This is a genomic window from Leptothoe sp. LEGE 181152, assembly GCF_032906605.1.
Classification (GTDB): Bacteria; Cyanobacteriota; Cyanobacteriia; order Phormidesmidales; family Phormidesmidaceae; genus Leptothoe; species Leptothoe turfae.
On sequence record NZ_JASATU010000017.1, the window covers coordinates 257,756 to 282,840 of the forward strand.

The 25,085-nt window shown below is 44.3% G+C and carries 17 protein-coding genes; 11 read left to right on the forward strand and 6 right to left on the reverse strand.

The window, feature by feature from the left end:
- Positions 1-154: 154 nt before the first annotated feature.
- Complete coding sequence (locus QGP82_RS09440; RefSeq protein ID WP_163664000.1) at positions 155-511, forward strand: hypothetical protein; 357 nt, start codon at positions 155-157, stop codon at positions 509-511.
- A gap of 68 nt (positions 512-579) precedes the next feature.
- On the opposite strand, the gene QGP82_RS09445 is transcribed toward QGP82_RS09440, so the two are convergent.
- From QGP82_RS09445 to QGP82_RS09455, 3 genes are all read right to left on the reverse strand, one after another.
- A complete protein-coding gene (locus QGP82_RS09445) occupies positions 580-933 on the reverse strand; it encodes a response regulator (RefSeq protein WP_163699411.1) in 354 nt (117 codons plus the stop codon).
- 346 nt (positions 934-1,279) lie between these two features.
- Positions 1,280-2,326, reverse strand: coding sequence for a hybrid sensor histidine kinase/response regulator (locus QGP82_RS09450; protein WP_499058598.1), 1,047 nt, complete (start codon positions 2,324-2,326; stop codon positions 1,280-1,282).
- Between the two features lie 664 nt (positions 2,327-2,990).
- Positions 2,991-3,131: a hypothetical protein gene (locus tag QGP82_RS09455; RefSeq protein WP_499058600.1), complete on the reverse strand. Its 141-nt coding sequence runs from the start codon at positions 3,129-3,131 to the stop codon at positions 2,991-2,993.
- A gap of 131 nt (positions 3,132-3,262) precedes the next feature.
- Between QGP82_RS09455 and QGP82_RS09460 the strand changes: the two genes are divergently transcribed.
- Positions 3,263-7,147 (forward strand): hybrid sensor histidine kinase/response regulator, encoded by a 3,885-nt coding sequence (locus tag QGP82_RS09460; RefSeq protein ID WP_499058601.1) that lies wholly within the window; start codon positions 3,263-3,265, stop codon positions 7,145-7,147.
- A gap of 40 nt (positions 7,148-7,187) precedes the next feature.
- Here QGP82_RS09460 and QGP82_RS09465 read toward each other — a convergent pair whose 3' ends face one another.
- Both QGP82_RS09465 and QGP82_RS09470 read right to left on the reverse strand, forming a co-directional pair.
- A complete protein-coding gene (locus tag QGP82_RS09465) occupies positions 7,188-8,387 on the reverse strand; it encodes a glycosyltransferase family protein (protein WP_499058604.1) in 1,200 nt (399 codons plus the stop codon).
- A gap of 123 nt (positions 8,388-8,510) precedes the next feature.
- Entirely contained in the window at positions 8,511-9,797 is a 1,287-nt protein-coding gene (locus QGP82_RS09470) for a glycosyltransferase (RefSeq protein ID WP_163699416.1), read from the reverse strand.
- A gap of 523 nt (positions 9,798-10,320) precedes the next feature.
- Here QGP82_RS09470 and QGP82_RS09475 point away from each other — a divergent pair.
- The 6 genes from QGP82_RS09475 (at position 10,321) to QGP82_RS09500 (ending at position 19,976) form a co-directional block, all read left to right on the forward strand.
- Complete coding sequence (locus QGP82_RS09475; protein ID WP_006513955.1) at positions 10,321-10,989, forward strand: response regulator transcription factor; 669 nt, start codon at positions 10,321-10,323, stop codon at positions 10,987-10,989.
- A 150-nt stretch (positions 10,990-11,139) separates the two neighbouring features.
- Positions 11,140-14,721: a PAS domain S-box protein gene (locus QGP82_RS09480; RefSeq protein ID WP_499058606.1), complete on the forward strand. Its 3,582-nt coding sequence runs from the start codon at positions 11,140-11,142 to the stop codon at positions 14,719-14,721.
- 133 nt (positions 14,722-14,854) lie between these two features.
- Positions 14,855-15,949, forward strand: coding sequence for a hybrid sensor histidine kinase/response regulator (locus QGP82_RS09485; RefSeq protein WP_163663984.1), 1,095 nt, complete (start codon positions 14,855-14,857; stop codon positions 15,947-15,949).
- A gap of 279 nt (positions 15,950-16,228) precedes the next feature.
- On the forward strand, positions 16,229-17,293 hold the full coding sequence (locus QGP82_RS09490) for a globin family protein (protein WP_499058610.1): 1,065 nt from the start codon (positions 16,229-16,231) through the stop codon (positions 17,291-17,293).
- A 199-nt stretch (positions 17,294-17,492) separates the two neighbouring features.
- Complete coding sequence (locus QGP82_RS09495; protein ID WP_163699424.1) at positions 17,493-18,311, forward strand: alpha/beta hydrolase; 819 nt, start codon at positions 17,493-17,495, stop codon at positions 18,309-18,311.
- A 129-nt stretch (positions 18,312-18,440) separates the two neighbouring features.
- Positions 18,441-19,976 carry a leucine-rich repeat domain-containing protein gene (locus tag QGP82_RS09500; protein ID WP_499058612.1) on the forward strand — a complete coding sequence of 512 codons (1,536 nt, stop codon included), beginning with the start codon at positions 18,441-18,443 and terminating at the stop codon, positions 19,974-19,976.
- Here the strand turns inward: QGP82_RS09500 and larB are convergent.
- Positions 19,968-20,747 (reverse strand): nickel pincer cofactor biosynthesis protein LarB, encoded by a 780-nt coding sequence (gene larB, locus QGP82_RS09505; RefSeq protein WP_499058614.1) that lies wholly within the window; start codon positions 20,745-20,747, stop codon positions 19,968-19,970. The two genes, QGP82_RS09500 and larB, sit on opposite strands and share 9 nt — an antisense overlap.
- Before the next feature lie 148 nt (positions 20,748-20,895).
- Here larB and QGP82_RS09510 point away from each other — a divergent pair, with 148 nt between their 5' ends.
- The 3 genes from QGP82_RS09510 (at position 20,896) to QGP82_RS09520 (ending at position 25,019) form a co-directional block, all read left to right on the forward strand.
- Positions 20,896-22,185 (forward strand): glycosyltransferase family protein, encoded by a 1,290-nt coding sequence (locus QGP82_RS09510; protein ID WP_499058616.1) that lies wholly within the window; start codon positions 20,896-20,898, stop codon positions 22,183-22,185.
- A gap of 291 nt (positions 22,186-22,476) precedes the next feature.
- On the forward strand, positions 22,477-23,457 hold the full coding sequence (locus QGP82_RS09515) for an ABC transporter ATP-binding protein (RefSeq protein WP_163659599.1): 981 nt from the start codon (positions 22,477-22,479) through the stop codon (positions 23,455-23,457).
- 59 nt (positions 23,458-23,516) lie between these two features.
- A complete protein-coding gene (locus QGP82_RS09520; protein ID WP_499058618.1) occupies positions 23,517-25,019 on the forward strand; it encodes an ABC transporter permease in 1,503 nt (500 codons plus the stop codon).
- Positions 25,020-25,085: the final 66 nt, after the last annotated feature.

Consider the following 25,085-nt stretch of genomic DNA (forward strand, 5'->3'; position numbering starts at 1 on the left):
CGTGTTCTATACTTGGGACATCACTTTACTAAGTGACATCTGTCACTTGGCTGTTTTTCACCTATGTCAGAAATCTTTTTCTTTTTCTGACTTTATGATGAACAAATCAAGTGTCGCTACTCCGAAGACATTTAAGAAATCATAAAGGAGCCAAATGCAAGCGCGGATAGCAAAAACATCAACCCTTTCGGACCTAGCTGAGTGGCTGGAACAGAAGGGCTGGAAGGAGCTTCCACCCAGTTCAGCCGTGCTTAATTACTGTGACCGTCTTTGGCAAAAGAAAGCTGGCTGTTTATTGGTAAATCTCTATAATTACGATGCATTTCAAGCAGGAGAAGCAAATATTGATGGAGAATTAAACTCCTTTGCTATTGAATTAGCTGCCCAATCTACTGATGGTTACTGGGCAAGGCACGAAAAGTATGGTATCCGTGGCAGTGAGCTAAAGGATGTTTTGGATGATCAAGTAGTGAAATTGTTGAAAGCGTGGCAAGTTATCAATGAATGCTAGTGAGATCTTCACAGCTCGTACTGATGTTGAGCGTAAATCCCAGATATCTCTTCATACTGCGTAGCTACTTACACGTATGTGTGAATATATGCCATTAGACGCTCAAAGCTAAAGGGTTTAGCAAGGTACTCATTAGCCCCTAAAAATAAAGCCCGTAGCCGTTCCTCTTCACTAGATAAGGCTGTCACAACTATCACAGGGACCTGTAAGTTCTGGGCACGTATTGCACCAAGAATTGATACACTATCTAACTCTGGCAGAACCAAATCCAACAAAACCAGATCAAACATGTCAGAGAGAGCTAACGGTATGGCTCTCTCTTCATTATTCACGGCTAACGTTCGATGCCCCAGTTGCTGCAATCCTTTCGATAGAAAAGAAACAGCATGCGGTTCATCTTCAATAATCAGAATACTTGCCACAAGAGTACTCTCAAGTGATGGTGGGCTCTTTGTAAATGCAGCTTTTCAGGACTTTCACCAAGAGTACTACCTGTTACTGGCACTGATGATAAACCTGAGCTTTTCAAGCAATTTGTCTAATGTCACTTGCGCCACAAGGCCTAAAACACTTAAGCCGAGATAAATCAATTTCTCTTGAGGTAATCTAAAAGCCTGACTTTTCAGACAGTACACGGTTTAAATATTGAATGATGTATGCAGTTATACTTTAGGACATTTTTTGTAAAGATGAGCCCGTAAGATACATAGCAGCATTGGACCTCAAGATCTGATAGCTCATTAGGATAAACTACTCATTCAAAGGGAGCTAACTCCCTGTAATTGGTAGGGTCAGCCTTACTATTGTTCCCTGCTGATAACTACTTCTCACTACAAACTGTCCTCCAACAAGGGCAACAATTCTTTTGACAATTTTCAATCCTAGCCCTGTATGCTCTTGCCCATAAGCTTTCCGATCAAACTGGATTGAGTCATCAATGGTGGCAATTTGTTCTTCTGTCATCCCTTGCCCTGAGTCACGGATGAATAGAGTCACAAAATCTTCTGTCACTTCACTTCTAACTTCAATAGGTGTTTCTGGTGGAGAAAATTTTAGGGCATTATCGAGTAACTCATTGAGAATAATTGATAGATATCGAGCCGATAGTGCAATTTCGGCATCCTCAATTATCAAGACTAGGTCATTACTACGGTTATATCTGTGTGCAAGGGGTGCTGTTAGTTCAACAGCCCTACTCAAGCTGTGCTTCTCTTCAAATTCTAAAGAGCTTGGTTGACTAGCAGCAAGCTCTAACTCCATATAAACCTGAAACTTGACTGTTAGATTTTCTAAACGTTGGGCCGATTGCTCAATCCGATCGCACAGATCATGGTGGGATAATTGAGAAGCTAAGCTGGCTCGTAAATCATCGAGGGTACTTTCTAAAAGATTAATTGTATTTGATTGGATACGAGATAGTGTTTCGTTTGTGTCATATCCTTGTTTAATTTTAAGCATGGAGTTCACACAAGTGCGCAGCTTGAGCGAGTCAACCGGTTTAGTAAGAAAGTCATCAGCACCTGCGTTGATACAAGATGTTACTGTTGTTCTAGTATCTAATATTGTTACTACAATAATAGGAACATTCTGCCATTGGGGTGATGCCTTGATGCGACGGCACACTTCGATACCACTAATACCCGGCATGAGAACATCGAGCAAAATTAGATCGGGCTTAAATGCATCTAGAGATACAATGGCATCCTCTCCACTGGCAGCATAATAAAGCTGATAATCCTGACGATTGAAGAGGGCCTCGATAATGTCAAAATGACTAACTTCATCATCAATCACTAAAATAACGGGCTGTTTCATAGAGCGTTTGTTTGTTCGCTTAAAAGCTTCTCAATAGTAATGGCAAGTTGCCCTAAATTAACTGGTTTGCTCAAGTATTCAGGTAAACCTGCCCCCTGTTCAAATATTATTAATAATTTTACCTTTACCGCCCTGAAGCTCAGCAATGCGTTTTATTAAAGCGATTTTTAGGCCTGTTCTAACTTATTATCGGCTAAGCGCATCATCAGTTTGAATAAAGAGTTTGAATAGCTTTTGCATATAATCAGATTTAATACCAATGCCTGGGTTAATGACAAGAAAATTTAATAAGATGTTGCGGGAGTTAGATGTCTCCGCATCGCTGGTCTCGTTAGATGTCTTGTCAGACTGTTGTTTATGATCAATCTTAAGGTGGCAAAACCCCCTGCTGGTAAGATTTTAACGGCATCGCTGAGTAGATTAATTAGCAGCCTCACGTATACCAAGAATGGTGTTTAGAAGTGTGCAGGATTCATGTGAGAGTCGTTAGCCAACGAATGCACCGCTTATTCTAATTTGGGTAAGAGAACTTTGATTTTACTTGAAGCAAGGGTGTAGTGTCGATGGCCATGGAACCTAAACGTGCTAAGAGTGGAATGGCAGCAGATATCCAAAACCATTCAATCGGTTCCGGTCAAGTTTGAATTAGTCTGGACCCATCGAATTAATATGGAGAGAGTTCTGTCGGCAATGATCTGTGCTTAGGTGGTGGGTGCGATCGCACAGAGGCTAAAAATAGATAGATAAAGACGTCTAGATAACGGCTGTAACGTGGAAAATATTCTTGATAAAGCTTTGTGTGCATGACTTCGATCGGATAAATGAGGTGTTCTTTGAGCTAGAACCCAAACTCCAGCTATGCATGAATCTTGTATTTTTCCTTTAGAAATTAAATTTTTCAGGTAGTCGAGGTTTTGAAGTTAAAGCAGTAAAGTTATGATTAGGAGGATTTATTTAGAGAAATATCTAGAAAACGTTAGTGTCGGTAAGCGTTATGTCGATGCTATTGCTCCACCCGTTATGTTGAGAAGGATTGCCGTTTTAATCACCACCCTTGGGTTTGTTTTGAATGCGGTATCACCTTCCTATGCTCGCAGGCCTGATGACATCAAGTTTAATCACTTATCCCAAGAGGACGGTCTGGCGGGCAACCGAGTACGGGCAATTGTGCAAGATAACCATGGCTTTATGTGGTTTGGCCATTGGGATGGGCTGACTCGCTACGACGGCGGCACCACGGTGGTCTATAACAATGACGTGGATGACCCCAGCAGTTTGAGTCACAATCTGGTGAGTACGCTCACCCTTGACCAGGATGGCTTTCTATGGGTTGGTACCCTCGGAGGCGGTCTTAATCGCTTTGATCACGCCCGCCAAACCTTCACTCATTACCGTTATGCTTCTGACAATGCCAATAGTTTAAGTAGTGATGATGTTGTCAGTGTCTATCACGATCGGGCTGGGACTATGTGGGTTGGTACCTGGGGAGGCGGTCTTAACCGCTTTAATCCAAAGACAGGTAACGTCACTCGCTACCAGTATGACCCAAATGACCCCACCAGTCTCAGTGGTGACAAAGTTGTCGGCATTCATGAGGATCGGATCGGGCAGCTTTGGGTGAGCACGTTTCATTCGGGGCTCAACCGTTTGGATCCGATCACGGGGCAGTTTACCCGTTTCCCAGTCGATCCGAAGACCGGGAAAAGCCTGAACGCTGACTGGGGCAATAACCAGAACTTTTATGAAGATGCCTCTGGTCTGATTTGGTTTACGGCCAAAACTGGACTTTATATCCTAGATCCAGAAACAGAACGATTTACCCGTCAACCCTATGCGGTTCCTGGTGTCCTTAATCCTGAGCTGAGGGGAATTCTAGTCGATCGCACAGGAACTATGTGGGTCAATGGTCGACATGGCTTTGCTAGACGTGAGCTTGAGCGGGGGCAATGGACTCATTTGGTAAACAATCCATCGGATGCATCCACCATCAGTCCTAGCGATAAGATCACCACATATCAAGATCGCTCTGGCGTCATTTGGGTTGGGAGCTTGTGTTGTGGGGTGAATATCTTTAATCCCACTCCTGCCAAATTCACCCACTACAAACACAACCCAGATAATCCTAATGGACTAAATCATCCGTCTGTTCAGGTCATTTATGAAACGAGCGACGGTGCACTATGGTTGGGCACTCAGATCGGGCTGGAAAAATTTGACCGTCAGACAGGGCAATTTACCCATTATTTACATGAACCGACAATCCCCCATAGCCTGGGGGCTGGTACAGATTTTTTAGCCATTGATGAAGATGCGGCGGGTGATCTCTGGGTGGGCGGTGTTGGTCACACCGGATTGAATCGCTTGGATCGGGCCAGTGGCCGGTTTACGACCTATCGGCACGATCCGAATGATGTCAACAGCTTGAGTGATCCAGACGATAGTGTTTTATCTATTCAGGTCGACGATGACGGCAGCATTTGGGTGGGGACCCGAGCGGGTGGTCTTAATCATTTTGATCCGAGTACCGAAACGTTTCGTGCTTACCGCCACGACCCCAATGATGCCAACAGTCTGAGTGATAATAATGTACGAGTCATTCATATTACCCCGTCCGGTATTCTATGGCTCGGCAGCTGGCATAAAGGGTTAACTCGATTTGACCCTCAGGCTAAAACGTTTACCCGCTATCAACACAATCCAAACGATCTTCAGAACAGCTTGCCGAGCAATACCGTATATAAGATCCATGAAGATACCAAAGGTACATTATGGATTGGCACATCTGCCGGGTTAAGTCGGTTTGATGCGGCCAAGGGCGCATTTACCAGTTATCGAGAGAAAGATGGTCTACCCAGTGCATCCATTCGTGACATCTTGGAAGATAATCAAGGCCATCTATGGATCAGCACGAATCGAGGACTCTCCAAATTTAATCCCGAGACACTCACGTTTAGAAATTACGGTGCACACGATGGTTTACAAGGTAAAGAATTTGCTGCGAGTGCTGGTTACAAAAGTCGAACGGGCGAAATGTTTTTTGGTGGCACTGCTGGTTTTAATGCGTTTTACCCCAATCAATTAATCAATAATAGTTTTGCACCGCCGGTCGTGTTCACCGACTTTCAACTGTTCAATCAGTCAATCCCTCTTGGCCAGGAGGGGTCTCCGTTAACCCAGGACATCAGTGTTACCAATAAGGTTACCCTGAGTCACGATCAGTCAGTATTTAGCATTGCCTTTGCGGCGTTGAGCTACTGGTTTCCTGAACACAATCAATATGCCTATAAGATGGAGGGCTTTGATCAAGATTGGACATGGGTCGACAGTCGTCGTCGCTTTGCCACCTACACCAACCTTAACCCAGGTAACTATACCTTCCGGGTCAAGGCCAGTAACAGTGATGGCTATTGGAATGAAACTAGTAGAGCTCTACAAATCACGATTACCCCCCCCTGGTGGCAGACCCTTTGGTTTCGTAGTTTGGCAGTGGTGTCAGGATTAGGCGCAGTCATCGGGATTTATCGCTGGCGAGTTCAAGCCATCGAAAGTTACAATCGCCAACTCACAGCTGAAGTAACAGAACGGACCTATGAGTTGAAAATTGCCAAAGAACAGGCCGAAACCGGGGCTTATGAGCTGAAAGTTGCTAAAGAACAAGCTGAAGCTGCCAACGAAGCTAAGAGTGCTTTCTTGGCTAATATGAGCCACGAACTACGCACCCCCCTAAATGCGATTCTGGGGATGACCGAGGTACTACAAGAGAAGGTTGTCGGCCAGATTAATGGGCAACAACTAAAAGCGTTACAGACCATTGAACGCAGTGGATCGCATCTGCTGGAACTGATCAACGACATTCTCAACTTGGCCAAAGTGGAGTCAGGGTTAATCGAGCTAGAGTATTCTCCCGTTGCGGTGACATATCTCTGTAAGTCTAGTTTGGCCTTTGTCAAAGAACAGTCCCTGAAGAAAAACATCCAGCTTCACCAGAAAGTTCCCTCAAACTTACCAGATATAGTGGTTGATGAACGGCGGATTCGCCAGGTTTTGATTAATCTGTTGAACAACGCTGTAAAATTTACCCTGGAAGGGGGACACATCACCCTCGAAGTGGAGCCATTGCCACCGGACGAGACCTGCCACCAAAAATACCTACGCTTTGCCGTGACCGATACAGGCATGGGCATTGCTCCAGACCATCTGAAAAAGTTGTTTCAACCCTTTGTCCAGATTGAAAGTGATCTCAATCGACAATATGAAGGCACTGGACTGGGGCTAGCTCTGGTAAAACGGATTGTTCAACTCCATGGAGGACAAGTCGCCGTCACCAGTGAGGTCGACGTAGGTAGCTGCTTTTCCATTGAGCTGCCCTATACCATCTCTGAGCTTAGTGATCCCATATCTCAAATTGTGCCGGAGTCTTATCCAACAACTCCTGAAAGCGAACAACCCACCGTAGCTCCCCTCATCCTATTGGCAGAAGACAACGAGGCCAATATTCTCACCTTCTCCAGTTATCTGCGTGCTAAAGGCTATCGCCTTCAAGTGGCAAAAAATGGTCAAGCAACCATTGAGTTAGCTCAGGCTGAACTACCCAATATTATTCTCATAGACATCCATATGCCTGGCATGGATGGTTTAACAGCCATCCGACACATTCGCCAATTACCTGCTCTGACTAAAATCCCCATCATTGCGCTGACAGCCCTTGCTATGACAGGAGATCGAGAGCGTTGTTTAGAGGCTGGGGCTAACCTTTATCTCAGTAAACCGGTTAAACTCAAACAGTTAACGCTATCAATTCAAAAGTTGTTAACTCAATGAGAGAGAAAGCATACCCAAACTATATTAGCCTCTGCTCCTATCAATAGCTGTCTTTACATGGAAGAGGTTCTAGGGTTGGATTGAGTAAGTTAAATGGCTTTTTTAAAGTCACTAAGGCTTTAACCAGAGTCGTTGTAATCTTAACGCCCTGTAAGCAGATATCATTTGGCTTGGGATAACGGTTCAGCATGGCAAGAGTTTCAAAAGAAAAGAGAATTGGATCAAGTTCTTCTGGTTCGATAATTTTAATTATGTCGCGCTCTTGTAGGCGAGCTAATCTTCGTGTTTGTTCCGGTTCAACATTCCCTCCAAACGGTAATAGCATTGCCCGAGTGCCGGTTTGTAGAACATTTAGGGTCATGTCGTATCCGGCTATGCCGATGGCCAAATCAGCTTGAACTATATAGCTAAGTAAGTCAGGGGTATACCGCTGTACGGTGAGATTAGAGCAATGTATTGCCATTGCTTGCAGACGTCTGTAAATGTCCATGGGCACAAATGGCCCTGTGAACATTTGAATATGATGGGGGATTTTATCTTCTAAATACTGACTGGCCTGAGCGACGCAATCCAATAGCCCATGCCCTAGACGACCATCTCCAACGGTCACGAGTATCATTGGCTTAGTCTTAGCTTCAGGGGAGAATTCTCGATCTACATCCGGTACTACATAGCCTGTGTAGTGAATGTCGCAGGTGAGTTCTCTGATGCAAGAAAAACTTTCATTCAGTGAAATGAAGCTAGGGTCACCATGGATTAAGATCTGGTCAAAGTATTGATTGATCAGCTGGCAGGTTTCAGTTTCATAATCGGCTTTATTGGTGGGTGAAATAACAATGTCACCCAGACTACAGATAGTTTGAGCTCCGTAGTCTTTAGATCTGTCTAGTAAAGGGATGATCTCAGCAGCAAGGTGATGATGCTCAAAGGGAAATCGCTCTACAATGACAGCAGCAGGACGGATGCGATCGCAAAGTTCCAATAATCGCTTACGGCGACGGTCTGAAATATTGTCTGTAGGCAAAGAAGCTATAGACAGTTTAGAATCCGCTAACTCTGTTTGAGTTGTCGGTAAGTCAACAATTTCAATACCTTCAAGTGTAGGAAAATCCTGAATCACCCCTCCACTGTTGACGACATACACTCTAAATTCTTGAGTCAGGCTGTGGACAATTGCCATACTACGAATTAAGTGCCCAATGTCATGGCTAGGCTGACTATAAAACAGTAGATTTTTCATTGATTATTCCCGCCATGGATATTAATCATGATTCCTAAACACAAGATTTATAGTATGCCTGCAATTATGTAGGGATGCACTGTTATCGGCCCATAAAATATGCACGTGGCGTATGCATGTCATCTACGAAGCTGTTAACTTGAGCAAGTTCGCTAGCGTATTTTCCTGATTTGTCAGCCTCATGGGGGGCTGTACAGCTTTTATTAAATTGTCTTTTAAAGCGCCTACATTACTCGCTAGGCTAAACTTATCCAACACGGTTAAGCGGCCTGCTTTGCCTAATGTGCTACTTAACTCAGGCTGCTCCATTAATGTCTCTAAAGCTTTGGCTAAGGATAGGGAGTCTTTCTCAGGCACTAATACTCCATTGTAGTAAGAGTGCATCAGCTCAGAAATTCCTAAAATACTGGTTGATACAACGGGTATTTCCATTGCCATAGCTTCTAGCAATACGTGAGGAATCCCATCGCGATTGCCACTGTCGCTTACCAGATAAGGCAACACAAACAGAGTCGCTTTTTGATAATAATCAATCAGCTGCTCCTGAGATATATGGCTAACTAGAGTGACATGTCCATTAAGACCTAAGTGGTTAATTTTCTGGCGTATTGAATTTTCTAAGGGGCCATCACCAAAAATTATGCCTTGAAACGACGTGCCTTCCTGTTTAAGAAGATGAAAGGTTTCTAATAAATATTGAAATCCATTGTCTTCACACAAATAACCACCACTCAGAATGAGAGGAATATCTGACTGTTGACGTTTAGGTGGAGGATTAAAGCGACCAACGTCAATGCCATGATAAGCCACGTGAATAGGCGTGTGGGAGGTGGAAATACGATCTAGATAACAGCGATTGTATTCACTACACGTACAAATAAAGTTCGCTTTAGCCATACGGCGATTAAGGCTAGCCGTATCCTTAATATAGATATCTTTTGTATGGACTGAAAGGCTATAGGATATGCCAGAAAACGCCTTCACAATCTCTGCGGTAGCTGCAGGTATGTCCGCAAAATGAGCATGGAGATGAATAATGCCTAAATCTTTCAGCAACTGGGCCAAATAACCTGCTTGTAAAAATTCATTAAGCCGTTGGTGTTGATCGCGCTTTAGATGGTGCTTTAAGGTTTCTAAATAAACATCACTATCTTGTTCGAATAAAGCAAGCTGAGTACTGACTAGCTCTTTTTCAGCAGCTCGATCAAACTCAGGAAGCAGGGATGGCACGTAGGTGATTGGCGCTTTAATATTGACCGCATCAGGATGACTATCCCCTTCAAATGGAGGTCTTAAAGAGAAAATGTGTAGGTCGAGCCCTTGTCTTTCTAGCTCTAAGATCTCATTGACAATAAAAGTCTCTGATACGGTAGGATAGGTTTCCAGCAAAAGTCCAATTAAAGGGCGCATAGTCATCCTGTGAAATTACGGCTGAATCAAAAAAAGCGCTTCGTATAAAGACATACGTTCGTTGAATAAGGTGGAATAGATGCAAATATAGCTCCATTCCCTGCAGCTGACCTGAGTCCACAACACTATGTTGGGTATTATGGTCGATTTTGTTAAAACGCAAGTGAATGAACGGTTAGATTCTCCTCATGAAAGCCATTTCCATGAGAGTTTTCTTAGATACTCTCTATTGGCGACCTATTAATAAACTATATCTGTCAAGATATATCTGTGAAGACATTTCAACCTGGGTTGTCGCAACGATAATGGCCAAGTAAAATACCTTAGGCTAATTAAGTATAAAAGTTTAGCTTAATTAGACGACTGTTTAAGGTATACCTGTTTGTCTACTTGAAGATCTGGTTTTGAGTCTACTCGTGATCAAATTAGTTTATTCAGATTAGCTTGTATAGCAATCACACTCTTATAGTAATCAAGCGTTATTGAGAGCAGCTAGCTTTGCTAGGATGCAGGAGAATTTCAGATGAGACAGATTTTAATTGCTGAAGATGAGACTCGGGTCGCATTTTTTTTAGAGCAAGGGCTACGCAGTAATGGATTTATGACTAAACATGTCGCGACAGGATCTGAAGCGCTGAGTCATACCCTCAATGGCGAATTTGATCTGATCATTCTCGATTTAGGGTTGCCTGGAAGAGAGGGGTTTTCAGTACTTCAAGAGCTACGGGGGCAGGGATGTCAGATTCCAATCATCATTTTGACGGCCCGTGATGGGATGACCGATAAGCTCACCGGGTTTGATCTTGGAGCCGATGATTATGTTACTAAGCCGTTCCGATTTGAAGAACTGTTGGCGCGTATTCGGGCTCGGTTGCGGACGACGGCATTTGCCAATCCTGAGAAAGACTGGATACTGAGTCATCATGGGGTGGAACTCAACATGCGTACACGGCTAGTGCGCATTGGTGAGAAGCTCATTGAACTATCAGCCCGTGAGTTTTCCATGGCAGAGACCTTTTTGAGTCATCCAGGACAGGTAATTAGTCGTGAACAGCTACTGGATCGGGTGTGGGGATACGACCATGCACCAGGTTCTAATGTGGTGGATGTGTATGTGGGCTATCTGCGTAAAAAGCTAGGAAGTCACTTAATTGAGACTGTTCGAGGGGTGGGATATCGCATGCCTGTTTAGGCTATAACTTTATATATACCAGGGAGAACATAAATAGATCTATAGTTTTAGCTCTAACAACTTGAGACTGTGATAACGACAATGGCTACTACAGTCAGAGCACGATATTTTTAATGGTTACCTTGGTCGATTATTTGGAGTGCTCTAATTATGGATGAGCGTTTAAGCGTTCTATTCATTGCAGATTCAGAAGAGCATCTGCTGCCAATATTGCAGGTATTACGTAGCAGTGGGTTTTATCCTAGTTGGGAATGGGTGAAAACGGCTGAGCCACTACACAGAAAAACAGCCAATCGCTCCTGGGGCGTGATTATTTTTTTAGATAATGCTCTGTCTGAATTTGATGTTTTTGCTGCACTCGCAATTATCGAACAAAACCAGCCTGATACCCCTTGTATTGTAATTTCAGCCATTGCTGGTGAACGCAGGGCTGTAGAGATCATCAAGGCAGGTGCCCATGATTATTTGCTTCAGGATGATTTAGGGCTTTTGCCAGAAATCGTGCGCAATGAAACCCGGAAAATGCAATTAGAAAGCCAACGGTTTCTGGTATCGGATAAATCGGATGGCTCCAGGAATGATCACGGAGTTACGTCTAGCGATCGCAAAGAATCTCAGCGTTTAAGGGAAGCACGGGTCGACGCTACTTTCGTTCAATCGACGGTGGGCTATGTTGAAACCAACTTGCAAACCATGGGGTTAACCTTTGTCAATCCTTACTTCTGCAAGATGATGGGCTACAGTCAAGCAGAACTATTGGGCATGGGGGTTGATGAAATTAGTCATCCTGATGATACGGAAGAATCTTTCTCAAAAATCCGCCAGTTATTTTTAAGAAAGATTGAGAGCTTCGAATTAGAAAAACGGTATCGTCGCAAAGATGGCTCGTTTTTTTGGGCTGAAATAACGGTTTATCCCCTCCATTTCCAGGAAAATCAAGTTACCCATTGTTTCGCTATTATTCAAGACATTAGCGAACGTAAAAAAGCTGAACAAGAGCGTGAGGGGTTCTTTAATCTATCTCAGGATTTATTGTGCATTGCTAGTTCAGAAGGATGTTTTCTAAAAGTTAATCCTGCTTGGCAAACCACCCTTGGCCATGCACAAGATGAATTAATCGGTTTTCCCTTTATTAATTTTGTTCATCCTGAGGATCGAATAGCCACTCTAGAGGAGTTTCATCGTCTGAATTATGACAATAAGATTGGTCTCAACTTTGAAAACCGCTATCGCTGTAAAGATGGTTCCTATAAATGGCTGTCGTGGAGATCAAGCCCAGATGTAACAACAGGGGTTGTTTACGCAATTGCCCGTGACATAACCAGCATCAAGCAAGCACAGCACAAACTCCAGCACCTTAATCAAGAGTTAGAAGACAAAATCGAGGAACGAACTAAGGCGTTAATGATGACACAATCAGCCGTAGATCTAGCTGCCGATTGCGTGTTTTTAATCCGTTCAGATGGCAGTTTTCATTATGCCAATAAAACAGCCTGCGCCAAACTAGGGTATACCCAGGAAGAGTTTCGCCAGATGAACGTGTTTGCCATCAATGTAAACGTCTTTCCAGAAAATTGGGTGAAGATGTGGCAGACTCTTAAAAAAGAATCATCGCTCACCTTTGAATCTCAACATCGCTCTAAGAATGGTCATATTTATCCCGTTGAGATTAATACCAGATATCTAAATTTTGACGGTCAAGAATATTGTTTTTCGTTTGTGAGAGATATTAGTTATCGCAAATTAGCCGAAGCAACTATTAAAAAGGAAAATACGTTTCGTCAGCAAATTTTAGAAAATATGGCTGAGGGTCTTTGTGTTTGTCAACAGATAGATGAGTTTCCCTTTATTCGCCACACGATCTGGAATCGAAAAATGCAGGCGATTACTGGCTATTCGATTGAGGAAGTCAACCATCTGGGGGTTATACCCGGCTTAATTTCTAATGCGGTTGATCAAAAAAACTATGTTCAACAATATATGGAGCACCTACGTATGGACAGTGTTCCAGCCCTTGAAGAAGCTGAGATTTATCGCAAAGACGGTCAAAAACGGACGATTTCTATTTCTACCTCTGTTTTATCAGATTTTGAAGGCCATTTCACCGTGTTGGCGCTTGTACAGGACATTACCGAGCGCAAACAGAGCCAGCAAAATGCAAGTCTATTGGCTGCTGTGGTTGAATCAACTGACGATGCCATCATCACCACAAACTTGGATGACATTATCACCAGTTGGAACTCAGCGGCTGTAAATTTGTTTGGGTATACAGAAACTGAAGCCATCGGTCAACCCATATCCATTCTCTTTCCTCCTGATCGTCTAGATATAGCGCCTCAGATTCTTGAGCGGATTACTAACGGAGAGCGTATTAAAAACTTTGAGACAATTAATCTTCACAAAAATGGAACTCCCATTAATGTCTCAGCTACTATTTCCCCATTAAAAGATGAAACAGGAAAAGTTGTAGGAGCCTCAAAAATTATTCGTGACATCACTGAGCAAAAGCGAGCTGAAGTACAACTGCGACTCACTAATGAAGAACTGATGCGTGCCACTCGCCTTAAGGATGAGTTTTTGGCTAATATGAGTCACGAACTACGCACACCCCTGAACGCTATTTTGGGTATGACCGAAAGCTTACAGAAGCAAGCTTTTGGCACAATTAATCAAAAGCAACTTAAGCCATTACAACTGATCGAACGTAGTGGGGCCCATTTACTAGAACTCATCAATGACATTTTAGATGTTGCTAAAATTGAATCTGGCCAGATGAAGCTAGATTTGCAGCCAACCATCGTTATTCTTCTCTGTAAATCCAGCTTAGACTTTGTTAAACAACAGGCCTATAAAAAAGCAATTCAAATTGAGACTAAATTTCCTCCCCATATACCTGATGTGTGGTTAGATGAGCGACGTATACGTCAGGCTTTGATTAATCTGTTGAGTAATGCCGTTAAATTCACCTCAGAAGAAGGACGAATCACCTTAGCCGTGAGCCTTCAGGGTGAGACAAAAACTCTTTTAAAAAAAGAGAATAGGACATTAGTGGAAAAAACAGTTCTCCGATTTTCTGTGACTGATACTGGGATCGGTATTGCACCTGAATATATTAGCCAGCTGTTTCAGCCCTTTATCCAAATTGATGGATCGTTAAATCGCAGATATCCAGGCACTGGTTTAGGCTTAGCGCTAGTAAAACGCATTGCTGAACTTCATGGTGGAGAAGTTGGAGTTTCCAGTCAGTCAGACATGGGCAGCTGCTTTACCATGGATATTCCGTGCGAAGTTGTTACATCTTATGATGAAGTATCGGCCATAAAAAAACAAACTGAACTCAGCGTTACCACAAAGCCAGCTCCAAAGAAAAGGGCCTCCTTAATTTTACTGGCAGAGGAAAATGCAGCAAACATTATTACAATTTCCAGTTATTTAAGAGCAAAAGGTCACCGTCTACAAATTGCAGCAGATGTGAAAAAAATTAGTAATATTGCTCAATTGACTAGCCCAGATTTGATCTTGATGGATCTCCACGTATTAGGAAATAATAGTTTAGAGATTATTCAGCAAATCCGTCTTAATTCCTATTTAAAGATTGTTCCTATCATCGCTTTGATTGATCCTTTGATAGATAACAGCCAGGATGATTACTATGATGCTGGAGTTAATCATTGCATCCATAAACCTTGTAACCTTCAACAGTTAATTGATACGATGCAAAAGCTATTGTAAAGTATGTTTACATTAAAATATTTTTGTAAACATTGCAAAAATTATATGTAATGTCAATAGATTTGAGTCAATCGTTTAGTAAATAAACGTTGATTCAGGTTTTATTTTTATATTAGGAGTAGGAGGCTAATTAATGAATGCCCCCACAATTCTCATTATTGATGATGAGCCAGATAATTTTGACGTAATTTCAATTCTCCTAAATGATCAAGAGTATCAACTACACTACATTGGCAATGCTGCGGAAGTCATAGATTCCCTTGAGATTATTCAGCCTGATTTAATTCTATTGGATGTCATGATGCCGGGCATCAATGGTGTTGAGCTATGTCGACAGATTAGGGCAGTGCCTAAATGGCAATCGATTCCAATTACCATGGTGACGGCACTGACTAGAAAAGAAGATTTGGCACGCTGTTTGAATGCAGGGGCCGATGATTTTATTAGTAAGCCGCTGAATGGTCTTGAGCTGCGAGCCAGGGTGCATTCCATGCTCCGTATTAAACACCAGCATGACCATTTACAAACCTTACTCAAGTTCCGAGAGGATATGGTCCATATGCTCATCCATGATTTGAGAAATCGCCTTACAGATGTATTGCTAGGGGTAGAATTCCTTGAAATGGATGTGGAGCCTGTTATCCAGGAAAGACTGGCAAAAATCTATAAATCAGCCCAAGGATTGCAGCTTTTAATTGATGATTTACTCAAAATCGCGCTGCTTGAATCTGGCAATATACGTTTGAATCGAGCCAATGTTGACATTCGTCAACTCGTAAATGCTGTGATCAATAATTTTAGGACGATCGCAAACCAAAAAAGTCAATCTCTTATCAGTTTATTTGCAGATGACTTAGTGGATACCATTTTCATTGATGAAACCCTGATGTACCGGGTATTAGACAATCTTTTATCCAATGCGGTTAAATTTTCTCCATCTCACAGTAAGATCGTTGTGAAAGTCACAGGTTCTCAACCAGACACATTAATCATTCAAGTAATCGATTCGGGTCCTGGTGTGCCCCATAAATTGCGGCAACAGATCTTTGAAAAATATGAGATCGGCACTCTAATGCCTAACGTTTCTCAAATTGGCCTGGGGTTGGCGCTATGTAAGATGATTGTCGAGACCCACCAAGGCAATATCTTTGTCAAAAGCAATCATCCCAAGGGCTCTATTTTTGAAATTAACTTAGCTCATAACCCTGCATTTGAACCATCGCCCTAATCGTTTCGATCAATAGAAAGATCTATACTTATGATAAAAAACATTCATAGGAACTCTCTTGCTGAGAAGATCCTCATGAATGTTTCATAATCTTTCTCATGTAATCTGTCATACTAAATCAACATCCTTAACGCTGAGTTGTTACTCACGGTTACTACTCACGTTAGTAATGATTGCTACCCTTGGTCTGTTGGAGGGTAGCAACAATATTGCAAGCATTAGGTTTATCTATTTAACTCATTAATCAGACTATACATTGTTTAATTTAAATTTACTCTTATGTTATTAAATTCTGAAAGCTCTCAGACGTCCACAGTTGGACGTCTTACAAAGATATGGGCTGCTCGTTATTTACCTGATCTTTCTATCTTATCAATTGAGAATGATCTCTCAGTTCGCGATAAATTGCAAGGGACCGTATCAGAGCAAGGTCGTGCCTATACAGCTAATAAACTGAATAAACGTCTGGTTGAGGATCGCTGTAATCTTGCTGCTGTTAGAGCCAAAAACCTTTACTCCTTTTATAAGAACTCAGATTTGAGAAAGATAGCTAGCATCGCTAAACTTGTTAGCCGTATTTATCTCAAAATAATAGAGATGTATCAAGATCCATCGGCAATCGTTCTTTCATCATATTCCAAGCCTAATAAATCCTTTGATCAATCGTCACTAGCTGCTTGGGGGTTGCCAAAGATAGACCGGTTGGCATTAGAGCTGTCTCCTCTGTTATTAGATTTACAAGAACGGTACCGAGTTTCTCAAAACTGGCAATCTGTGGGGTTTATCACAACGCAGATAACCCTTAGCAATGATCTATTATTAAAAGAATTAACGCCTTTAGAACAAATTTTTGTTAAGTGCTACTTTAAATTTCTGGAGGAGCAGGTTTGCCTGCCTTGGCAACGCCTTTGTATAGCGGTGAGAAGGTATAGCCTGTATTCTCCGATTTTTGAGGCTGTTGAATTGATGTTATCTAGGCTAACGAGAGTTTCCACTCGGGTTTATGAGCGTTGGGCCAATGCGTTTCCCCATTACATTAGCCATAGGGGTGATTTAACGGATCCCAAGGTTAGGCAGTCATCAATTCGAGATTTTGATATGTTTCAAGCATATTTATGTGTATGTTTACTGGAAGAAGATGCAACAGTTATTGAACAAGAATTGTCGGCAATTTGTCTGATTGTTTATGGGGCTTTAAATATTCCCTGGGACATGACGGTTGAAGGTACTCTTTTATTAATGAATGAGATCTCGACTCAACTGAAGCCTTATCACAAGCAAATCGCTGAGCCTTATTTGGAAATGATGACTAAAACGTTCTCTCACAGAAGGTTTGCATCGTAGGTTTGCAGGGAATGACGAAGGCAATGGATCACAGCCTCTTAAGGAACAGCAATTTCCAATGAACAAGAACTATTGAGAATTGCATCAAGACAGTTCTTTTGAACTAAGTGGGCATTCAAAGTCCTGCTAGGAAAGGTTTTCAGATTTAATGCCTGAGTGTGACAGTTGAGAGGGCGGAATGTCGGTATAAACATCACCCATGAATAAGTCGTCCCTTAGAAAACTGCTGATTGGCGAATTTACCTGGAAACGACTAGTGCGCTCAGTCCTGTTTATCTACATAGTTATTGCCTTATATGTCTTCTTCCGGGCAGACAGCATGATTTTCCTACCTCCACCTGCCAGCTACCAAGACACTCAGGAAATCCTAAAAGTACCTGTCACTAATAACCAACAAATTTCAGCTCTCTATCTGCCCAATCCTGACGCCGCTTACACTCTACTCTATATCCATGGTAATGCTGAAGACCTCGGCGATATTCGTCCCATATTAGAAGACCTGCACCGCTGGGGCTTTAGCGTATTTGCTTATGACTACCGAGGTTATGGCACCAGTGATGGTAAACCTGGTGAACGTAACGCTTATCAAGACGTAAATGCTGCCTATACCTACCTGATTCAGCAGCTCAACGTACCTGCCAATCAAATCATTGCCTATGGTCGCTCTGTCGGCGGTGGCTCAGCAACAGCTTTAGCCAGCCAACAGCCCGTGGCCGGACTTATCTTAGAAAGCGCATTCACATCTGCTTTTCGTGTAGTGATTCCGTTGCCCCTATTCCCTTTCGACAAATTCTCAAATCTGCCTAAGCTTAAAAAGGTCCGCTGCCCGGTGCTCGTTATGCACGGTCAGGCTGATGAAATCATCCCATTTCACCATGGCCAGAAACTATACGAAGCAGCGCCAGAACCAAAAGCATTTCTATGGGTACCCGCAGCAGGCCACAATGACTTTGCCTGGACCAGCGGCGACCGCCTGCGACAAGCATTGGTATCTTTCCAAAAACTCCTGAAAACCTAATCCGACGTGGATACCCTGCGATATTGGGCGCTATCGGTCAGGATTTCATATGAGGTAAACGATCTGGATTACTGATACTTCATCATGTAGCTCTTTGCTCAGAGTTCAGGTTCCTTGAGGAAAATCGTCATGCATCAGGCTTCTATCGAAAAAGGCAATGGGTTGCCCCCCCTGGGGGCATTGCTCAGAAACATCATGACTGCGGCTTTGTTAACCAATCCATTAGGGTATCAAGCGCTGTCGGCATCAGAGATGGTGGCCAGCCAAAGCGACCTAAGCAGACATCGTCTTCTTGCTCAGACAGACTCGGCCTATGCTGAAGCCCAAAGACTGATTCGGGAGGCCCTTAAGACTCAGGCCACCGAATTAAGCTTGTCCGGGCTAGATTTGCAAACGTTGCCGCCAGAAATCAGTCAGCTGTCTCAGCTACAAACGCTAGACCTGAGTTACAACCAGCTAACCACGGTACCACCTGAGATTGGTCAGCTTTCTAGCCTGACTTATCTGAACCTGAAGATCAACCAAGTCAATCAGTTGCCTGCTGAAATTGGCCAACTGTCTAACCTACAAGAGTTGGATCTTTGGAATAACCAACTGAGTGATTTGCCATCGGAGATGGGTCAACTCTCTCAGCTGCAAATCCTAAACTTTTGGGATAATCGGCTAAGCAGTCTGCCCGCTGAAATGGGTCAGCTCTCTAACTTGGAAGAACTCAATCTGCGGGGCAATCAACTTCATAGTCTACCGTCTGAAGTGGGTCAGCTCTCTAATTTACAAGAGCTAGATCTCTCCTTTAACTGCCTGAGTGACTTACCGATAACAATCGGTCAACTTGTTACTCTGAAACAGCTAGATCTCGGCTACAACCGACTGAGGGGGGTACCGACAGAAATTCGCTGGTTGAATCGTTTAGAACGCCTTTCTCTAAACCACAACCAGTTTATTAGCCTCCCAATTGAGATTACTCAGCTCTCTAATCTGAAATATCTTGATCTTGACGAAAATCAATTGAACAGCCTACCTGCTGAGATTGGTCAACTCTCGCAATTGCAACATCTAAGTCTTGGGGATAATCAGCTAAATAGTCTGCCTGCTGAAATGGGCCAGCTTGTCAGCCTGAAAGATCTGTATCTGAATAGCAATCGGCTCAGCCAGTTACCAGCTGAGATCGGTCAACTGACGCGGCTAGAACGGATTTTTCTAAATTCTAATCAGTTGGCTAGTTTTCCAACTGAAATTAGCCAACTCGTGAACCTGATCGGTCTGGGTCTTTACGATAATCAACTGAGTCACCTGCCTGCTGAGATTGGCAAGCTCTCTAATTTGCAATATCTGGGGCTTTCGGGAAACCAGATTAACCGTTTGCCAACTGAGATTGGCCAGCTCTCTGCTCTGGCTTATCTTTACCTGGCGAACAATCAACTCAGTCAGGTACCCTCTGAAATTGGCCAGCTGGTTTATTTATATGACCTGGATCTAAGTCAGAACCAGCTGAGTCGTTTGCCTGGCGACATGGGGCGAATGTTCAGCCTGGAAAGGCTGTCCCTTAAGGATAATCAGCTGACTAGTTTGCCAGTTGCGATCGCACAACTCCCCGAACTCCGCTCCCTGGAACTCGCAGGTAACCCCATGCCCCCTGAACTGCTGGAGCAATATTCACGCTGATTGGCCAATTTTTGTGGCTGTTCTAATAATTTGCCCGGCTAACACAGCAGCCCCAAACCCATTGTCAATATTCATCACGCCAATCCCTGCGGCGCAAGAGTTTAACATCGTCAATAAGGCTGATACACCGCCAAAGCTGGCACCATAGCCAACGCTGGTCGGCACGGCAATCACCGGGCAGTTCGCCAATCCAGCAACAACACTGGGCAATGCTCCCTCCATCCCGGCAACAACAATTAACACATCGGCCTGATCAATCACCTGCCGATTGTTCAACAACCGATGGATGCCTGCTACACCCACATCCCATAGACGGGTCACTTGAAAACCCGAGAGTTCCAACGTGACTGCCGCTTCTGCTGCCGTGGGCAAATCCGCTGTGCCCGCCGTAAGAATCGCAATGTTACCGGGATATACCGCTGCAATAGTCTCTGGCTGTAGGGCACAAATGCGAGCTCGTTCGTAATAGTGCAGATTTGGCAAGGAGTCTCGCAACTGTGGATACACCTCTGGCGTAATTCGTGTCGCCATCACCACCGGATTCTCGGGCTCCATCGCCCGAAAAATTTTTATGAGCTGATCTATCGTCTTATCTTGACCCCAGATCACCTCTGGAAATCCTGTTCGCAAAGTCCGATGATTATCGATTTTGGCAAAGTCATCAACGGGTTGATAGTTCAGGTGCTTGAGTTTATCAAAGGCAGTGTCGGGGCTAACTTGTCCTTGGGCAACAGCGGTCAACAAATCGCGTAGTACAGCAGGCTGGGTCACGGTGAGAACGGAAATTTTGAAGGACGGTATTTAGGCTAGCGTTTTTTTGAAATGGTTGACGTTTGTGTCGGGGCGTTCCATGAAACATCCCACGGGTTATGGCACGTGATAATGTGGCCATGGCAATGCCTTTGGAACCCATAGACCGATGGCGGTAGACGTTCTAATTTTGACCAATGGGCCAGGGGAAGTCTCAACCTGGGTAAAACCCGTTATCCAGCAGCTGAGAAAGCGTGAGCCGGACCATGAACAAATGCGCCTTTCGGTGATGCTGTCCCCCTGCCCCCATGCATCGGGTGGCGAGACGGCTTCCCTCAAGTCCTATCCCGAGGTAGATCGCGTGCAGGGGCCAGAGGCGTTTTTTCGGTTTTTGCTCACAGGCAACACCACTGATGACTGGGACTGGCATAGTCAGGGTGTGGTCGTCTTTCTTGGTGGTGATCAGCTCTATGCCGTCTGGGCGGCCAAGCGTCTGGACTATCGCACCGTCATCTATGCAGAATGGGAACCGCGCTGGCTCAATTGGGTAGACGGCTTTGGCATGATGCAGGGGGATACCACTGAGAAAGTCGCAGCTAAATATCAGCCCAAGCTAACGGTGGTGGGTGACCTGATGGCGGATGTGGCATCTGCTGATGGTGCAGAGCTGCCCTTTAGTCCGGAGACAACGGTGATTGGGCTGATGCCGGGGTCAAAGCCGGACAAGTTACGGCCTGGGGTGCCGCTGTCGCTTGCGATCGCACTCACACTCCACAAAACCCATCCCGATCTTGAATTCATCATCCCCGTCGCCCCCACCGTCACGCCAGACACCCTCGCCACCTACGCCGACCCCACCCAAAATGCCACCGTCGCAGTCATGGATGGCCCCGACGCCCAGCTCATTACCCCCGACAATGCAGGCCTGCCCTACTTCCAAATCAAAGACGGTCCCAAAGTCTGGCTCTGGACCGATTTTCCTGCCCATGGCCTGCTCAAACGCTGCGCCTTGTGCGTCACCACCGTCGGCGCTAACACGGCCCAGTTAGGTTCCCTGGCTGTGCCCATGGTGGTTTTACTCCCCACTCAGCAGCTCGACGTCATGCGCACCTGGGATGGTCTTTGGGGCCTACTCTGCCAGCTGCCGGTGGTTGGCTCGTTGCTAACCAAGCTGATTAATACCGTGGCGATTCAATACATCCAGCGCAATCAAAAGCGCTTTGCCTGGCCGAATATTTGGGCCAAGGAAGAGGTGGTGCCGGAGCTGCTGGGACGGATTACGGCTGAAGAGGTGTGCGATCGCATTGCCACCTACCTCAAACACCCGGAACAGCTGGAAGCCATGGGCCAAAACCTGCGTAACCTGCGCGGTCCATCAGGGGCCGCCAGCCGTTTCGCCCAATTAATTTTGGAAACACTCCCCGCCGATGCATTCAATCGAATTGAAACAAATCATTAACCAGGTATTAAATGTAACCATAAATACCTGTTGTCTAACGGAGGCTTAATCTAAGCTACGACTGTTTAATTTTGAGTACAGCTTGATTCCTAACTACTTGCCCCTTGCTTCTCCACCGATAGCAATTGCTGAGGTACTACAAACATAATTATTTTCTATAATACCTGTAACACAAAGGTTCTAGAACGTCACATGTCTTGACTAAGCCTTCGATTGTCATAGCCAAGATGTCGCGACTTAAGTTGATTCCCCTTACGTTTAACTGCTCAGTGTTATTTACCCAGTGACGGTATGTCTGAAATTTCGTCTATATCTCAAGATCCGTCCCCTACAACTACACCGTCTCTCGTGGTAGAAACCCGAGGATTAACAAAACAGTTTGATCGGCATGCAGCTGTTAATAACGTTGATCTCGCCATCGCAGCTGGCGAAGTTTACGGGCTGATTGGCCCCAACGGTGCCGGTAAAACCACATTGATTCGTTTGCTGGCTACGGCAGAGGAACCGACCACCGGAGAAATTCTAATTGGTGGAACCCCCCTCAAGCGGGGCCATCCCAATGCCCAGATTAAGCATCAGTTAGGGTTACTCCCTGACGATTTCCCCCTCTATGACGACCTCACCGTTGACGAGTACCTACAATACTTTGGCCAACTATACTATCTTCAAGGAACTAACCTGAAGCAGCGGATCACCGATGTACTGGCGTTAGTAAGTTTAGAAAACAAACGCCATGGGCTAATCAGTAAGCTGTCGCGAGGCATGAAACAACGCCTCAGTTTAGCCCGCACTGTGCTACATAAACCCACCCTCTTACTTTTAGATGAACCCGTTTCTGGCTTGGACCCCATCGCCCGCATTGAGTATCGTCAAACCATTAAAACTCTTCAAAAACAGGGGATGACCATTTTAATTTCATCCCATATCCTCAGTGATCTAGAAGACTTTTGTACTGCCATTGGCATTATGGAGCAGGGCCGACTGGTTCAAAGCGGTCAATTGCATACCTTATATGAACCTGCCACACAACAGCTGCTGATTTCTGTAGTTGAAAATATTGATGGGCTTGCTCGCTATTTAGAGAATCAAACTATCCCCGTAAAACAATTAGAAGATAATCAGCTAGCCATTCAATTTACCGAAGATGTCCAAGCCGCTGCTAATCTGTTGCGGCAGTTAGTTTCCGAAGGCTTTGCCATTACGGAGTTCTATCAGACCCAAGAGACCCTGGAAGATATTTTTATTCGCTCCGGCTATCAACGTACGGCTTAAGGAAAAAATCGCCCAGATGGTGGGCCGTGCTACACACCATTCCTCATTCCCCATTCCCCATGAACTGGATCAATCAAATTGGCATTTGGAACCCTCAATTTTTACGAGAGTGTCGCGGCCATCTTAAACCACGTACGGTAATAGCAACGCTGAGCATATCGGCCATATTTCAAATTTTGCTTTGTTTTCTGTTATTTCAACGTAATACAGCAGCCCCTCCATTTCATAACCCATGGCTTGATATTGGGCGCTTTTTTACCTGGGCAATTCCCTACTTTTTATTTGTCATCGGCGGATACTATGTAGCCAGTGACTTGACCCAAGAAGAGAAGAAGGGAACTCTGAATTTTATTCGTCTGAGTCCACGACCTGCCCGAGAGATTCTGCTTGGCAAACTATTGGGGGTCCCTATCGTCCCCTACTTGGTAGTACTCTCGGTTGTTCCTTTACATGTTTACGCTCTGGCTCAAATACCATTGCCAGTCTCTTTCCTTTTGAGCTATTACAGCCTGTTGATTATTTCTACATTTTTATGTCTCAGCCTGGCCCTTTTAGCGGGTATTACTGGCAAGCTGCAACCCCAAAAAACATCCATAGCCATAGCCTTTTCTGGCCTTAGCCTAGTTTTGTTTGCGCCCTTTTTTATGTTTTGGAACGCAAACATTAGCTGGTATACCATTGCTGAAAACTCAAGACTGTTCGATGCAAACAATCCAGTGGTATCAACGCAATGGCTATATGTCAACCTGGCTTACAATAGTTTTTTGGCCTATGGATTTACTCTGGTTAATCTGATTATTGCCATTGGTTTAGTGTGGTGCATGCTAAAACGTCTATTTCATCAACCCAAAACCACATTAATTAGCAAGCGATTGAGTTATTTGCTAACGGCTTATATCAACGTACTGGTCTGGGGATTTCTTCAACATCAAGACGCTGCACAAGGCTGGGATGCATTTCTCGGTTTTGTAGTGTTGTATGGGGTCAATTTTGGCTTGATATTAACGTTGTTATTGGCCCTGATGCCTCAACGCCAACAGCTATTCGACTGGCTAACTTATCCCAAAACTAATCTCACTACCCGTCTTTGGGCTGATAAGAGTCCAGCATTCACGGCCATCGGGGTCAATATTCTGATTGCCGGTTTATTGATAGTGCCATCGTGGCTCCTGGAGGCTGAGTCATTATTATCTCCGCATTTACTAGCAGTACCCTTGAGTATTATTTTGAGCTGGTTAATTTATGCAGCGCTGACCCAAATTATCTTTACCACCCAGGTGCGTAATCCAGCCCTTTGGTCAACAGGCACAATCCTGTTGCTGATTATTGTGCCATTGAGCATTTTGTCTATTTTTCAGAAAGGTGATTCCCTAAATCCTCTATGGCTGTTATATCGAACATTCTTTGGCCATCCTCCACTTTATGGTGGTCTTCAAGCCGTATTTTTGTGGGCCGTTGGTTTAGGCATAGGTCTCCAAGGAATTGTTTTGGCTGCCCTATTGGTGTTGCTTCGTCACCGTTTGCAGCGGCTTAGAGCTTTGATACAGGCTGTAGGGGATTAGGGTGCGATCGCAATTGAGTCTGGAAACGCTACACTACTCGGGTAATTGACAATTACCCATTGACAA

Excerpts from the sequence above, each read along its gene's own strand:
- QGP82_RS09465 (WP_499058604.1), bottom strand. The coding sequence starts at position 8,387 with ATGAAAAATCTACTGTTTTATAGTCAGCCTAGCCATGACATTGGGCAC.
- QGP82_RS09440 (WP_163664000.1), top strand. The coding sequence starts at position 155 with ATGCAAGCGCGGATAGCAAAAACATCAACCCTTTCGGACCTAGCTGAG.
- QGP82_RS09510 (WP_499058616.1), top strand. The coding sequence starts at position 20,896 with ATGGCGGTAGACGTTCTAATTTTGACCAATGGGCCAGGGGAAGTCTCA.
- QGP82_RS09500 (WP_499058612.1), top strand. The coding sequence starts at position 18,441 with ATGCATCAGGCTTCTATCGAAAAAGGCAATGGGTTGCCCCCCCTGGGG.
- QGP82_RS09450 (WP_499058598.1), bottom strand. The coding sequence starts at position 2,326 with ATGAAACAGCCCGTTATTTTAGTGATTGATGATGAAGTTAGTCATTTT.
- QGP82_RS09485 (WP_163663984.1), top strand. The coding sequence starts at position 14,855 with ATGAATGCCCCCACAATTCTCATTATTGATGATGAGCCAGATAATTTT.
- QGP82_RS09480 (WP_499058606.1), top strand. The coding sequence starts at position 11,140 with ATGGATGAGCGTTTAAGCGTTCTATTCATTGCAGATTCAGAAGAGCAT.
- QGP82_RS09515 (WP_163659599.1), top strand. The coding sequence starts at position 22,477 with ATGTCTGAAATTTCGTCTATATCTCAAGATCCGTCCCCTACAACTACA.
- QGP82_RS09475 (WP_006513955.1), top strand. The coding sequence starts at position 10,321 with ATGAGACAGATTTTAATTGCTGAAGATGAGACTCGGGTCGCATTTTTT.
- QGP82_RS09490 (WP_499058610.1), top strand. The coding sequence starts at position 16,229 with ATGTTATTAAATTCTGAAAGCTCTCAGACGTCCACAGTTGGACGTCTT.
- QGP82_RS09455 (WP_499058600.1), bottom strand. The coding sequence starts at position 3,131 with ATGCACACAAAGCTTTATCAAGAATATTTTCCACGTTACAGCCGTTAT.
- QGP82_RS09520 (WP_499058618.1), top strand. The coding sequence starts at position 23,517 with ATGAACTGGATCAATCAAATTGGCATTTGGAACCCTCAATTTTTACGA.
- QGP82_RS09495 (WP_163699424.1), top strand. The coding sequence starts at position 17,493 with ATGAATAAGTCGTCCCTTAGAAAACTGCTGATTGGCGAATTTACCTGG.
- QGP82_RS09470 (WP_163699416.1), bottom strand. The coding sequence starts at position 9,797 with ATGCGCCCTTTAATTGGACTTTTGCTGGAAACCTATCCTACCGTATCA.
- QGP82_RS09460 (WP_499058601.1), top strand. The coding sequence starts at position 3,263 with ATGATTAGGAGGATTTATTTAGAGAAATATCTAGAAAACGTTAGTGTC.